A 13,737-nucleotide genomic window follows, 5' to 3' on the forward strand; every position below is an offset into this window, starting at 1 on the left:
CACGCCTAGTTCTTCGGCCGCAGATTGAGGCCGACGCCCTTGTTGATGAAGCGCAGCGTATAGGCCTGGCGGTAGTCGATATCGCGGCGAACCACGCCGGCGCGCACCATCTTGTCGAAGAAGCTGGCAACGCGGGCATCGGTCATGGCGCCGATGCCGTCCTTCAGGGTGTCGCCGGAATCGACGATGCCGTATTCCTTCATCTTGGCCGTGGAATATTTCAGCAATTCATCGGTCATTTCCGGATTGAGCTTCTTGATCATCGCATTGCCCGGCGTGTTGTCGCCGTAGAGATAATTGTACCAGCCGATCATGGACGCATCGACGAAGCGCTGCACCAGGTCGGGCTTCTTGTCGACGATCTCGGTGCGGGTCTCGATCAGGGTCGAATAGGCGTTGAAGCCGTAATCGGCCAGCAGCACGACGTTCGGCTTGAAGCCGGCGGCCTTTTCAACCGCGTACGGCTCGGAGGTGACATATCCCTGCATCGCGCTTTGCTTGTTCACGATGAAGGGCTGTGAATTGAAGGTGTAGGGTTTGACCTTGCTCTCGCTAAACCCATACTCGGACTTCAGCCACTGGAAATAGCTCGTAATGCCTTCCTTCGACACCAGCAGCGTCAGCGGTTTGAGATCCTCCAGTTTGCCGATCTTGAATTCCGGATGGGTCAGAAAGACCTGCGGATCCTTCTGGAAGATGGCGGCGACCGCCACCAGCGGCACCTTGTTGGTGACCGCATCGAAGGATTGCAGCGTGTTCGCGCTCATGAAGAAGTCGAGCTTGCCGGCGATCAGCAGCATGCGGTTGTTGCTGTTGGGGCCGCCCGGCACGATGGTGACATCAAGCCCGTAATTCTTGTAGGTGCCGTCGGCGACCGCCTGGAAGAAGCCGCCATGCTCGGCTTCCGCGACCCAGTTGGTTCCAAACGAGACCTTGTCGAGGGTCTGCCCGCGCGCAGGCACCAGCGCGGCCACCAGCGCCAATAGGGCTGCGGTTAACGTTCGCGGCAAAAAGGCCGGGTTCATGGTTGGACTCCGTCGATCATTCTGGCCCATGATAAGGAGGTAATGGACGTGGATCACGCCCTGGGAACGGGAGATGGTCCCCGGGGACGAAGATCGTCCCGGGAATGACTAACAAACTACCCTGCAAATCCATTCAAAGAAACGCTTGGCTCGATGACTTCGCCTGTTCCGCCCCGCAACTGGACCGACATCCACTGGCCCGATATCGCAGCCAGCGGCCCCGAGCGCTGGATCGCGGTGCTGCCGCTGGCGGCAACCGAACAGCACGGCCCGCATTTGCCTCTCGGTACCGACGTCATGATCGGCGAGGCCTATCTGGCGCGGGTCCGCGAACTGCTGCCGGCGAGCGTTCCGGTCACGTTCCTGCCGCTGCAGCCGGTCGGGATTTCCACCGAACATATCGATTATCCGGGCACGCTGACGCTACCCACTGAAATCGCGCTGAAGAGCTGGATGGCGCTCGGCGAAAGCGTCGCGCGCGCCGGCGTCAGGAAGCTCGTGATGGTGACGAGCCATGGCGGCAACAGCGCGGCGATGACGCTGGTCGCGCAGGATTTGCGCGCACAACATGGACTGCTCGTGGTCACGACAAGCTGGTCGCGATTCGGCGTGCCGGACGGACTGTTCTCGGCGGAAGAACTGCGCCACGGCATCCATGGCGGCGCAGTCGAGACCTCGATCATGCTGGCGCGATATCCGCACACCGTGCGCCAGGACGCGATCATCGATTTTCGCCCGAGCAGCATCGCGATGGAAAAGGATCACCGCTGGCTGTCGGCGCATCGGCCCGCGCCATTCGCCTGGCAGGCGCAGGATCTGCACGGCAGCGGCGCCGTCGGAGACGCTACCCAGGCCTCCGCCGAAAAGGGCGAGAAGCTGCTCGATCACGGCGCCCGCGCGTTCTGCGAATTGCTCGGGGATGTCGATAAATTCGACGTGAAGCGGCTGGCGAGCGGGCCGGATTACATCCTCTAAACGGCTGTATTGACTACCGAATAATCTCCCATCCGGATTTCCCAAACTTCGTTCGAACCGAAATCGGGATGGCTCCGTCCAACTGGGTGCGGACCACGATGACCGCCTTACGGCTGCTCTCGTGGTTCCTGTGTCCGGCATGGCGCCTCATCCACCCTGTGCCGAACCCGACCCGCCCGGCTGTCCCCCCGGGCGGGTCATTTTTTTGGCCCAACCATCCCTGCGCCACCGCTGTTGCAAAACTGTCATGTAGGAATGCCATCCAAGACGGACTCCATCGCCTTATTATTGCGAATTACTAGCAACTAGGACTGGGGGTGTATGGTGCGTTTTTCCGATCTGGCCTTGAGGGGACGAATCGGGAAGAAGCCGACCGGGGGCGGCGGGGTTGATGACTTCATTTCTTGGGTGGCGGCAGGCGTTCAAATCTGCAGTGATGGCGCGAGACCGCAGCCCACTTCGCGCTGGAACAGGCCGCACCATGGGTTCGTACCGCCAATCCCTGCAGCATGTTCTGGCTGGCGCCGCCGTCGGTGCCATGACGCTCGCCAGCCCCGTCCTGGCGGCCGATATGTCTCTCAAGGCGCCCGCGCTCAAGGCCGTCTATAACTGGACCGGCTTCTATGTGGGCGGCCATGTCGGCTACGGCGGCGGCAGCCTCGGCCCGGGCACCAACGCTGAGCCCTTGCAGGGCGTGTTCCTTCCCCACAGCGTCACGGGACTGACCGGCGGCTACCAGGCCGGCTACAACCACCAGCTGGCCAACAAGGTCGTGCTCGGTGTGGAGGCCGACGTTTCGTTCGGCAGCCCGGTGGACATTCCGCGGCTCGCGCCGGTGCCGTTCAACAGCACCATCGATTACATCGCAACCGCGCGCGGCCGCGTCGGCTACGCGATGGGAACGTGGATGCCTTACGTCACGGGCGGCATCGCTTGGGGAAGCACCCATGTCAACCTCAACGACACCGGGGTCATCATCCCGCCGAAGCGATACCTCACGCATGTCGGCTGGACCGCCGGGCTGGGGGTCGAGGTGGCGGTCGGCGGCAACTGGACCGCCAAGGCCGAATACAATTACGTCGATCTGGCGCGGCGGACCTATGACCTGACCGACGTCGGATTGCCGCGCGTCAACGTCGATCCCAACATTCACCTGTTCAAGCTCGGACTGAATTATCGGTTGTGGGAGACGCCGCCTTGGGCAGGTCCCACGCCGGTCGATGGACGCACCGCGCTTGCCGAGCCGAAAAACTGGAACGTGCATGGCCAGACCACGGTCATCGCGCAAGCCTATCCCCGCATGCGCTCGCCCTATGAGGGCACCAACAGTCTTCCGGGCGGCGGCCAGGGCCGCCAGACATGGACTGCGGATGCATTTATTGGCTGGCGGCTGTGGCAGGGCGGCGAGTTCTATTTCAACCCCGAACTGGCGCAGGGCTTTGGGCTCAACAGCACGCTGGGACTTGCCGGCTTCTCCAACGGTGAAGCCCAGAAAGGTGGCGCGCCCTATCCGAAATATCGCCCGCAGCGCTACGTCTTTCGCCAGACCTTCGGCCTCGGCGGCGAGCAGGAAGATGTCGCCGACGCTCCGATGCAACTCGCGGGCAAGCGCGACATCGACCGCGTCACGGTCACGGTCGGCCGTTTTGCGGTCGGCGACTATTTCGACGGCAATTCCTACGCCAAGGATCCCCGCGTCGACTTCATGAACTGGGCGATGTGGTCGGCCGCGGCTTACGACTTCCCTGCCGACCTTCCAGGCTTTACCCGCGGCGCGGTGGTCGAACTCAACCGCAAGGACTGGGCGCTCCGGGCCGGCCTGTTCCAGGTCCCCAACGCGCCCAACAGCGACGTGCTCGTGTTCAAGTCCGGCGGCGCGGTGGTTGAATTCGAGGAACGTCACACGATCTTCGATCAGCCCGGCAAGCTCAGGCTCGGCATTTTCGCCAATCGCGGCAACACCGGCAGCTACCGGAACGCGCTGGGGATAGCAGCGGCTGACCCAACGCTTGACATCAACGACGTCATCGTCGGCATAAGGCGCGAAAACACCAAGTACGGATTCTACATCAACGGCGAACAGCAGATCATCAGGGATGTCGGGATGTTCGCCCGCGCGAGCTGGAACGACGGGCGCAACGAAATCCTGTCCTTCACCGATGTGGATCGCAGCGTTTCCGCCGGGTTGTCGGTCAAGGGCAGCTATTGGGGCCGTCCAAACGACACGTTCGCCATCGGCGGCGCCGTCAATGGGCTTTCATCTGACCATCGCGACTTCCTGGCGGCGGGCGGCCTCGGCCTCCTGATCGGCGACGGCCGGCTCAACTACCGCAATGAAAGTATCTTCGAGACCTACTACGCGTTCGCGCTCGACAAGAATTTCACCTTCACCGCCGACTATCAGCTGATCGCCAACCCCGCCTATAATGGCGACCGCGGCCCGGTCTCGATCTTCTCGGGCCGTTTGCACGGCGAGTTCTAGAGCTCCGGCGTCAGAAAATTCGGCATCGCGCCATCACGCTGGCGTTGTGGCGGCATCGTCGATGCGCGTCGCCAGCGCCTTGTCGATCCGCCGGCCGTCGAGATCGACGATCTCGAAGCGCCAGCCCTGCGCCTCCACGTGGTCGCCGACGCCAGGTATCGCGCCGAACTGCTGGAGCAGGAAGCCGGCCATGGTTTGATACTGCCGCGACGACGGCAGGACGATCTGGAGCAAATTCGCAAATTCGACGGCAGGCATCCAGCCCGAGATCAGATACGAGCCGTCGTCCCGCTTCACCACGGCCGCTTCGGGCGGCCCCTCTTCGGTATGGAAACCGCCGACGATTGATTCGAGAATGTCGGCGCTGGTCACGACGCCCTGGAAGACGCCGTATTCGTCATGCACCAGCCCCATATGCACGGGGGAGTCACGCAGCACCGCGACGACGTCCCTCGCATCGAGGAATTCGGGAATGATCGGGGCCTCCCGGACCAGCTTGCGAATGTCCGGTGCCTCTCCCGACAAATAGCTGTCCAGCATGTCCTTGGCCTGGACAATGCCGAGCGCCGCATCTGGATCCCCGTCGAACACCACAAAACGGGAATGGTTGCGACCGGCGAGCGCCGCGAAAATGACATCAGGCGGATCCGCCAGATTGATCATGCTGACTTCGGGGCGGGGCGTCATGACGGCGCCGACCGGAAGATCGCCAAGACGCATGACGCCCGCGATCATTTCCTTTTCGCCGGGCTCGAGCACGCCGGCATTCTCGGCCTCGACCACCAATGTACGGATTTCGTCTTCGCTGACCTTTCCTTCCGCTTCACCGCGGTGACCGAGCAGCCACAACAGCCCCTTGCCCGAGCGATCCAGCAGCCACACCAGGGGCGACGAAATCTTCGAGAGCAGCATCATGTAGGGCGCCACGCGGACCGCCACCGATTCCGGGTCGCGCAAGGCGATTTGCTTGGGCACCAACTCGCCAATGATGAGTGAGGCGTAGGTGATGACACTGACCACGACGCCGACGCCGATGGCGTCAGCCAGGCCTTTCGACAATCCGGATTCGACCAGCAGGTTGGTCAGGCGCTGGCCCAGCGTGGCGCCGGAAAACGCACCTGACAGCACGCCGATCAGCGTGATCCCGATCTGGACCGTCGACAGGAACTTGCCGGGATCAGACGCCAGCGCGAGCGCACGGCGGGAACCCGTGACGTTCTTTTCGACCAGCGCGGCGAGCCGTGCCGGCCGCGACGAGACAATGGCAAGCTCCGACATTGAAAGCAGGCCATTGGTGATGATCAGGACCGTCACGATCCCGAGTTCCAGATAAAGCATTGTCTCCCTTTTTACGGGTGGTCATTCCAAGATGGAGAGAGGCTTTATCAGAGCAGCGGCCCTGCGGCGAGCTATAGCTGTCGTCCCGAAGCCAATCTTCGTCGTCGTCCCTGCGAACGCAGGGACCCATAACCGCAGGCCGTTGTTGCTGAAGGGAGTGTGTTTAGCTCCGTCGCTCAACCGTTGGGCCGCGGCATATGGGTCCCTGCGTTCGCAGGGACGACACGAGTAGTATCCTCACCCCACCGGCCGGAACGAATCCGCCCGGGCCATATCCCAGGCGTCGCGGAAGCGTGGATCGCTGGTGCCGTCGATCAGCTCGCCCGGGCGCAGCGGCGGATAAAGTTTCGCGAACGTCAATGTGTCGTTCGTGGAGGATCGCTGCGAGAAGTGGATCGGCCGTAACTGCTGCGGATGGTCGAGGCCGGCGGCGGCGAGAAGTTCGGACAGGGCGTGCAGGGTGGCGTGATGGTAGCAGTAGACCCGCTCGCTCTTGAGTGGCACCACCAACGCCCGGGCGCGGAGCGGGTCCTGGGTGGTCACCCCCGTCGGACAACGGTCGGTATGGCAGCTTAGCGACTGGATACAGCCCAGCGCGAACATGAAGCCGCGCGCCGAATTGCACCAATCGGCGCCGATCGCCATCGCGCGCGCCATGTCGAAGGCGGTCGCAATCTTGCCGGCGGCACCGATGCGGATGCGATCGCGCGCATTGATGCCGACCAGCGCATTATGGACGAAATTGACACCCTCGCGCATCGGCATGCCCAGATGGTCCATGAATTCCAGCGGTGCTGCGCCGGTGCCGCCTTCATTGCCGTCGACCACGATGAAATCAGGGTAAATCCCGGTCTGCAGCATCGCCTTGCAGATGGCCAGGAACTCCCAGGGGTGGCCGATGCAAAGCTTGAATCCGGCGGGCTTGCCGCCGGACAACCGCCGCATCTCACCGATGAAGGTCATCATTTCGAGCGGCGTCGAGAACGCCCGGTGAGTGGCCGGCGAGATGCAGTCTTCGCCCATCGGCACGCCCCGGATCTTTGAAATCTCTTCCGAGACCTTGGCCGCCGGCAACACGCCGCCGTGTCCGGGCTTGGCGCCCTGGCTGACCTTGAGTTCGACCATCTTGATCTGGTCGTCGGAGGCAATGCGCGCGAACAATTCGGGATTGAAGCTGCCGTCGCGGTTGCGGCAACCGAAATAGCCGGATCCGATTTCCCAGATGATGTCACCGCCGTTCTCGCGGTGGTAGGGACTGACGCCGCCCTCGCCAGTGTCATGCGCGAATTCACCTTTCCTGGCGCCCGCATTCAACGCGCGTACGGCATTTGGACTAAGCGCTCCAAAGCTCATCGCCGAAATGTTGAACACCGAGGCTGAATACGGTTTGGTGCAATCCGGACCGCCGACGGTGACGCGAAACTGCTCGACGGCGCGAGCCTTCGGCGCCATCGAATGGTGCATCCATTCATAACCGTCGCGATAGACGTCTTCCTGGGTGCCGAACGGCCGCTTGTCGAGCTGCATCTTGGCGCGCTGATAGACCAGCGCGCGGGTATCGCGGGAGAACGGCATGCCGTCCTTCTCGCTCTCGAAGAAATACTGCCGCATCTCCGGCCGGATCTCTTCCAGCAGAAAACGGATGTGCGCGGAGATCGGATAATTCCGCAGCACCGCGTGGCTCTCTTGCGTGAGGTCGCGAATGCCGAGAAGGGTAAGCCCGCCGAAGACCACGATGGGAATCAGCAATATTTCCCACACCTTCAAATTTTGATCGAAGATGCCGATGCCGATCAGCAGTGCCGTGACGACCGCGCAGATCGTCAGCACGATGTAGCGTGGCGAGAACGGCATCAACAGCGTTTCCATGACATCCCCTCAGCCGGAATATTCTTGCGGATTATTCTTGTCCGCCAGCAGCTTAATCCAACCACTGGAATAAGCGCCATACGATATACGGTCCAGCCGTCGCGGACGTGACAGGGGATCGCAAAAGATTTGCCGAAGCCGGCGGTGGTTGAATTAATTGATCGGAAGCTGCTTTTGCAGTGCAGCGTAACCGTCGTGCCTCAGTGGCTGTGCAGCCGCATTTCCCCGGGAATCTTGCCCTCTTGCGGGCCATGGTGGGCCAGCCACGCGTCTGTCGTGGCAATCGCGCGAGCGATGTGATCGGCGGTGCGCGAAAAATCGTAAGGTGATCCCACCAGCGGGCACAGCGGCGGCACCACGAAATATTCGATGCTGGGGTCGAGGCCCTCCAGCTCAATGACCAATTGTCGCGCGATCAGCAGCGTCAGCGCGTGCAGCGCATTGGCGACTGCGCCGACGGGAGGTGCCTGCGTGGCGCAGGCATGCCCGGTCGGCAGGATGATCAGCCGTTTGGCGCCTTTCTGAACCGCGACCTGGATCGGCGTGTTGCTGGAGATCGCACCATCGGCGAGATAGTAATTCTTGTAGGGGATCGGCGCGAAAGCGCCGGGGATCGCGGTCGAAGCGACGATCGCCTCCGAGGTCGAGCCTTCCGACAGCACAACGCTGTCGCCGGAAATGATGTCGGTGGTGACGATATGCACCGGCACCTTGGCGTCCTGCAGATTGCGATAGGGAATGTGGTCGTCGATCAGCTTGCGGATGCCGTCGTGGGAAATCAGGAAATCGCGGCGCCACAGAAAACTCAGCACCGTGCGCCAACTCATCGGAAACACGTCATGCCGCGTTAGTCCGCGCCAGATGTCGCCCAGCCGCTCCACGCCCTTGAGCGTGGGATCGCCGGCATAGAACGCGCCGTTGAGGGCGCCGACGCTGGAGCCGACCACCATATCGGCGGAAATCCCGTGGGCGGCGAGCGAATGCAACATGCCGACCTGGATGGCGCCAAAGCTGCCGCCGCCGGCGAACACAAAGGCGGTCTTCACCGGGCCGATCTGATCGCGTACCGACAACGCTTGGCTCCCTGATCGCCGCGTCGGCACAGGCCGCGTGGCGTTGGGAGGGTTATAGCAGTGGGGGAATGGGGTGGGCTACTGGGGGGCGCGACGCTCTATCCCCACGTCGTCCCGGCCTCGAGCCGGGACCCATACGCCGTGCCCTATCGGCAAAAGCACGGCGTTAGATACCTTTTAAAACAATCACGGCCGCGGTGTATGGGTCCCGGGTCAAGCCCGGGACGACGGCTGATGGAAACCTCAGCGCTCGACGAATGCCTTTTCGATCACGAAGTGACCGGGCTGGCTGTGGCTGCCTTCGAGGAAGTCGCGGGTCTCGAACAGCTGGCGCAGTTCCTCCAGCATGCCGGGGCTGCCGCACATCATGATGCGGTCGGTCGCGATATCGAGCGGCGGCTGGTGGATGTCGTTGAACAGCTGTTCCGAGGTGATCAGGTCGGTGATGCGGCCGCGGTTGCGGAACGGCTCGCGGGTCACGGTCGGATAATACAGCAGCTTCTCGGACAATAGCGGTCCGAACAATTCGTCGTCGCGCAGCTTAGCGACCAGTTCCTCGCCATAGGCGAGTTCGGAAACCTGCCGGCAGCCATGAACCAGCACGATGGTTTCATAGCGCTCATAGACATCAGGGTCCTTGATCAGGCTCGCGAACGGCGCGAGCCCGGTGCCGGTCGACAGCAGCAGCAGGCGCTTGCCCGGAATCAGATTGTCGGTGATCAGCGTTCCCGTCGCCTTGCGGCCGACCAGGATGGTGTCGCCTTCGCGGATCTTCTGCAGCTTCGAGGTCAGCGGCCCGTCCGCGACCTTGATCGAGAAGAACTCGAGTTCCTCCTCGTGATTGGCGCTCGCCATGCTGTAGGCGCGCAGCAGCGGCCGGCCCTCGACCTCGAGGCCGATCATCGCGAACTGCCCATTCTGGAAACGGAAGCCGGAATCGCGGGTGGCGGTGAAGCTGAAAAGCGTATCGGTCCAATGACGGACAGAAAGAACTTTCTCTCTATAGAACGCGCTCATGTGTTTTCGTTTTTCCTGACGTCTTGGTGTAGAACAATTCAGTTTCTTGCCGGTTTTTCGGGTCCCGAAGTGCCGAAAACCCCCCGAAATCATTGGCGATTTGACGTTTCAATTGCGCCAAAGAGAGAGATAGTCAAGATCGATTGCCGCACAATTGAGAACTCGGAATGGCAGTCGGTTTATTTTGCAGAAAGGTTCGATTGGTCTTCGTTAATAGAGACGATACACGCAATTAACTTGCTGAAATCGACGCCGATCTGGCAATAAATTGCTACGCAATCTTAGAACGCGTCAAAAGAGACAGCATGCGAAGCGTCAAAGAATTTCGACAAGGTAAACCGGGCTTTTATCCGGACCAGTCGATCTATGCCGAATTCGCCTGCGCCGAATTCGGACTCTCGTTTGGCGATCTTGACGGCGGTTCTGGGCTGCTCTTCAGCGTCGCATCGCCGAACAAATTGCTGCATTTCGGCGCCGGCCGCTGCTCATGGTATCCGCAGAACAATGCGACATCGTCGACGCTTGCGTCCGATAAATACTTTACCGCAAGTATTATCAAGCGGGCCGGTGTGCCTGTTATCCCCGGCGGGATTTTCTTCCTGCATGAGCGCCATCGTGCCCACCGCCCCGCGGGCCGCGAACGCGACGACGCGCTGAAATCGTTCCGACAGTACGGCGCATCAGTCTTTGTCAAACCACTGACGGGATCGCGCGGTGATTTCGCGCAAGCGATCTACAGTGAAGCCGCGCTGCAGCACTATCTCGACGAGGTCGCGAAATATTACGACGCGGTGCTGATGCAGCCGATCGTCGATGGCACCGAGTACAGGGTCTTTTTGCTCGACGATAACGTGTTGTTTTGCGCGCGCAAATATCCACCCTTCGTGCGCGGCGATGGGGTGCGAACCCTGCGCGAACTATTCGCCGACCACAATGAGGCGCTGCGCGCCCGCGGCCTGTCGCCGGTCACGCCTGCCGCCGACGACCTTTCGCTCGACATCGTGCCGGCGAAGGACGAACGCCGCGACATTCCGGGACGGATGAATCTGAGCGCCGGCGGAACGATGGTGATCGAGCCGCCGCCATCCGAAAAGGCGGTCAGGCTGGCGAAAGAAGCCAGCCGCGCACTCGGGCTTCGGGTTGCCGCGGTCGACATGTTCGTCGGCATCGGCGGCGATCCCGGTGCCATGGCCGTGATCGAAGTCAATTCCAACCCGTCGATCCGGCTGCTGGAAGAATCCGATCGCGGCGATCTGATTCTGAAAATCTGGCAGCACACGTTTCACGCGATGGGACTGCTCGGTGTTTGACCTGCCGAAATATGGCGACGGCATCTGCCTCGCGCGCCTGGCCGACTTGCTCGACGCGCTCGGCATCGATCGCGCGCGGCTGCAGCGGAGTTCGGTCGTGGTGACCGGTTCGAACGGCAAGGGCAGCACGGCAGCGATGTGCGCCGCGATCGGTCGCGCCTATGGCCTGCGAACCGGCCTCTTCACCTCGCCGCACCTCATGCGCTTCAACGAACGAATTCGCATCGATGATGCCGAGATCGGCGACAGCGATTTCGCTCGGTGCAAGCAAAGGGTTGAGACCGCCATCGCCGGGATCTCGCAGCAGCGCGGCGAACAATTCGGCGCCTTCGAAGCGTTGTTTGCGCTCGCGTGCCTGCATTTCGGGGACAGCGACTGCGAATTCGCGGTGTTCGAGGCCGGCATCGGCGGCCGCTACGATCCCGTCCGCCTCGTTGGTGCACTCCAGACCTGCGTGACCTCGGTCGATTACGAGCACGTCGAATTGCTCGGCAACTCGCTGGAGCTGATCGCCTCCGACAAGAGCGATGCCTGCGCCAGCGGCGGCACCATCATCTACGGCGAGAACTGCCGCGGCCTGCGGCGGCATCTGCTCGAATATAATCGCCATCGCGGGGTCACGTCGCTGTTCGTCCGCGACGAGATCGGCATCGACGGCGAATCCGTGTCCCCGTCAGGGCAGCGGTTCGATTACCAGTTCGGCCATCACGATTATCGCGGCATCGGGATGCGCCTGCTCGGCGCGGTTCAGTTCAACAATGCCGCGATCGCCGTCACGCTGTTCCTGCTCTGGCTGCAGGCCGCCCGGCCGCGCAAGGCGCCGGAGCGGATCGAGGAAGCCATCCGCGCCGGCCTGCGCGAGACGCAATGGCCCGGCCGTCTCGAAATCATCGCGCAGGACCCATTGACGGTGATCGATGTCGGTCACACCCCTGACGGCATCCGGCAATCGCTCGCAAGTCTCAAGGCGATCCACGGCGCCGACGGTTGGATTCTCGTCACCGGCGCCTCCGGCGACAAGAAGACCGGTGAGATCGTAGGCAGCCTGGCGCCGGCGTTCGATACGATCATCTGCACGGCGGCATACCACAAGGGCGCCAACCCGCACGACATCGCCGCCGCGGCGCGGCTCGCCAATCCCGCGGCCGATGTTCATGTTGCCGATACGATCGAGGATGCGGTGCGGCAGGCCGGTGCGTTGGCGGCGTCGCAAAAGCGCAAACTATATGTCGCGGGCGGATTGTTCCTGGCGATCGAATACGCCACTGCCGCCCGTGGCGGACGCGCGCAGGATTTGAAATTCTTCTGAGGCCTGTATTTCTACAGGTCTGGAGGGAGGCGCAACACAACATGTGCAATCGGTCGCCTGATATGCGATCAACTGCATCAAGAACGATCAATCCGAGGGAGGGAACGCCATGAACGCTACCGTCAATCGCCAGATCCTGCTGGTGGAAAAGCCGACCGGAAAACTCGGGCCCGAGCATTTCAAGATGTCGGAGGGCGCGGTACCGGAGCCGAAGGACGGCGAGGTGCTGGTGCGGGCGCGCTATATCTCGCTCGACGCCGCCAACCGCGCATGGATGCACGGCGCCACCTATCGCGCCGCGGTCGAGGCCAACACCGTGATGGCCGGCGGCGGCATCGCCGAGGTCGTGTCCTCGAAGGCACCTAGCCTTAGTCCCGGCGACATCGTGTTCGGCGATACCGGCTGGCAGGATTACGCGGCGGTGTCCGCAAAGCATTTGACAAAAATGCCCCGGATGGAGCCGATGACGCATCTGCTCAGCGTCTACGGCATCGCCGGCCTCACCGCCTATTTCGGCCTGCTCCATGTCGGCAAGCCCAAAGTGGGTGAGACCGTCGTGGTCTCGGCCGCCGCCGGCTCGGTCGGCTCAATCGTCGGCCAGATTGCCAAGATCAAGGGCTGCCACGTCGTCGGCATCGCTGGCGGCAAGGACAAATGTAACTGGCTCACCAGCGAACTCGGCTTCGACGCCGCGGTCGATTACAAGGACGGCGCGACCTACAAGGCGCTGCGGGCAGCGGCGCCGAAGGGCATCGACGTCTATTTCGACAATGTCGGCGGCGACATTTTGGAGGCCTGCATCGCGCTGATGAACAACCGCGGCCGCATCTCCTGCTGCGGCGCGATCTCGCAATATGACGGCGTGCCGTCGGCGACCGGCCCGCGCGGGGTGCCCGGCCTGATCGTGGTGAAACGCCTGACCATGCAGGGCTTCATCGTGATGGACTACATGAACGAGCGCGATCAGGCCTTGAAGGACCTGCAGTCCTGGGTCGCTTCCGGCAAACTGAAAGTGCAGGAAGACGTCATCAACGGTCTCGAGAATACGCCGCAGGCGCTGATCGGATTGTTGGCCGGCGAGAACCGCGGCAAGCGCATGGTGAAGGTGTAGGCCCAACTCCATCAGCCGTCGTCCCCGCGAACGCGGGGACCCATACTCCGCGGCCTCTCGATTTCGGGCGGTTGGAGTTGATTGCCTTTGTAAGCAACCAACGGCGGCGGCTATGGGTCCCTGCGTTCGCAGGGACGACGGGAGTGGAGTTCTAGAGCGGGATGAGGTTAGGTTGATTCGATTAGGGATTCCCAAATCAGAGCGTCTCTGATTCAACATGCTGGCTGG

At 62.1% G+C, this 13,737-nt stretch carries 10 protein-coding genes; 5 read left to right on the top strand and 5 right to left on the bottom strand.

All coding sequences use genetic code 11. The annotated features are described in order from the left end of the window. Positions 1-5: 5 nt before the first annotated feature. On the bottom strand, positions 6-1,025 hold the full coding sequence (locus JQ567_RS17125) for an ABC transporter substrate-binding protein (protein ID WP_212439907.1): 1,020 nt from the start codon (positions 1,023-1,025) through the stop codon (positions 6-8). A 153-nt stretch (positions 1,026-1,178) separates the two neighbouring features. Here JQ567_RS17125 and JQ567_RS17130 point away from each other — a divergent pair, with 153 nt between their 5' ends. Together JQ567_RS17130 and JQ567_RS17135 are read left to right on the top strand one after the other, a co-directional pair. Continuing rightward, positions 1,179-2,000 carry a creatininase family protein gene (locus tag JQ567_RS17130; RefSeq protein ID WP_212439908.1) on the top strand — a complete coding sequence of 274 codons (822 nt, stop codon included), beginning with the start codon at positions 1,179-1,181 and terminating at the stop codon, positions 1,998-2,000. A 481-nt stretch (positions 2,001-2,481) separates the two neighbouring features. After that, a complete protein-coding gene (locus JQ567_RS17135) occupies positions 2,482-4,482 on the top strand; it encodes a carbohydrate porin (RefSeq protein ID WP_212439909.1) in 2,001 nt (666 codons plus the stop codon). A gap of 33 nt (positions 4,483-4,515) precedes the next feature. Here the strand turns inward: JQ567_RS17135 and JQ567_RS17140 are convergent, their stop codons facing one another. From JQ567_RS17140 to JQ567_RS17155, 4 genes are all read right to left on the bottom strand, one after another. Beyond that, positions 4,516-5,820, bottom strand: a complete 1,305-nt coding sequence (locus tag JQ567_RS17140; protein ID WP_212439910.1) for a hemolysin family protein — start codon at positions 5,818-5,820, stop codon at positions 4,516-4,518. A gap of 237 nt (positions 5,821-6,057) precedes the next feature. Then, positions 6,058-7,689: an FMN-binding glutamate synthase family protein gene (locus tag JQ567_RS17145; RefSeq protein WP_212439911.1), complete on the bottom strand. Its 1,632-nt coding sequence runs from the start codon at positions 7,687-7,689 to the stop codon at positions 6,058-6,060. A 200-nt stretch (positions 7,690-7,889) separates the two neighbouring features. Next, positions 7,890-8,762 (bottom strand): patatin-like phospholipase family protein, encoded by an 873-nt coding sequence (locus tag JQ567_RS17150; RefSeq protein ID WP_212439912.1) that lies wholly within the window; start codon positions 8,760-8,762, stop codon positions 7,890-7,892. A 243-nt stretch (positions 8,763-9,005) separates the two neighbouring features. Then, positions 9,006-9,779 carry a ferredoxin--NADP reductase gene (locus JQ567_RS17155; protein WP_212209703.1) on the bottom strand — a complete coding sequence of 258 codons (774 nt, stop codon included), beginning with the start codon at positions 9,777-9,779 and terminating at the stop codon, positions 9,006-9,008. A 305-nt stretch (positions 9,780-10,084) separates the two neighbouring features. Between JQ567_RS17155 and JQ567_RS17160 the strand changes: the two genes are divergently transcribed. The 3 genes from JQ567_RS17160 (at position 10,085) to JQ567_RS17170 (ending at position 13,509) form a co-directional block, all read left to right on the top strand. Beyond that, positions 10,085-11,089: a hypothetical protein gene (locus JQ567_RS17160; protein ID WP_212439913.1), complete on the top strand. Its 1,005-nt coding sequence runs from the start codon at positions 10,085-10,087 to the stop codon at positions 11,087-11,089. Beyond that, positions 11,082-12,398 (top strand): glutamate ligase domain-containing protein, encoded by a 1,317-nt coding sequence (locus tag JQ567_RS17165; protein ID WP_212439914.1) that lies wholly within the window; start codon positions 11,082-11,084, stop codon positions 12,396-12,398. Before JQ567_RS17160 ends, JQ567_RS17165 begins: the two co-directional genes overlap by 8 nt. Before the next feature lie 109 nt (positions 12,399-12,507). Next, entirely contained in the window at positions 12,508-13,509 is a 1,002-nt protein-coding gene (locus tag JQ567_RS17170) for an NADP-dependent oxidoreductase (protein WP_212439915.1), read from the top strand. Positions 13,510-13,737 lie beyond the last annotated feature (228 nt).

Source organism: Bradyrhizobium sp. AUGA SZCCT0431, from assembly GCF_018131065.1.
GTDB lineage: Bacteria > Pseudomonadota > Alphaproteobacteria > Rhizobiales > Xanthobacteraceae > Bradyrhizobium.